The organism is Pseudonocardia sp. EV170527-09 (assembly GCF_008369905.1).
Taxonomy (GTDB): domain Bacteria; phylum Actinomycetota; class Actinomycetes; order Mycobacteriales; family Pseudonocardiaceae; genus Pseudonocardia.
In genome coordinates this window covers 1-568 of record NZ_VRMC01000307.1, presented here as the reverse complement: position 1 = coordinate 568, position 568 = coordinate 1, and the positions used below count along the sequence as shown (strand labels likewise).

Annotated in this window: 1 protein-coding gene; it reads right to left on the bottom strand. The window is 77.1% G+C overall.

What is annotated here, in order from left to right:
• A partial coding sequence (locus FVA95_RS29265; RefSeq protein WP_240051804.1) for a glycosyltransferase family 2 protein occupies window positions 1–568 on the bottom strand: 568 nt, incomplete at both ends.

The following is a 568-nucleotide window of genomic DNA, read 5'->3' as shown; positions in this document are numbered from 1 at the left end:
CGCCGGCGCCGGCTTCGCGGTCGGAGATGTGGCGCAGCCGGGCGACCGCGGCCGGGAGCCGGCGCAGCGCGACCGACCGGCCCTGCGGGGACAGCGCCACCTTGGCCAGGAAACTACCCAGCCCGATCGCGTAGCCCTCGAGCTGAGCCGTCAGCGCCGCCTGGTCGGGGCGATGGTGGTGCCACAGGTAGGCGCCGGGTGCGTAGCCCAGGACGTGGCCGGCGAGGATCATGCGGACGAGGAACTCGCAGTCCTCGCCGCCGTGGGTGGGGGTGCCGGGGCCCATGGCCTCGTCGAAGCCGCCGACGGCGCGGGCGGCGCCGGCGCGGACGGCGAGGTTGGCGCCGATGCCGAACAGGCCGGGGGCGAAGGGGAAGATCGGGGAGTCCGCGGGGGGGTCGGCGAGGGTGAACCGACGCGGGGTGAAGCCCTTGTTCCAGGCCAGGGCGACGTCGGCGGCGCGTTCCTCGGGGCTGGCGAGGCGGGCGGCCAGGACGGGGCCGGAGACGCAGGCGAGTTCGGGGTCGGCGGCGAAGGCGCCGGCGATGCGGGAGGCCCAGGCGGGGTC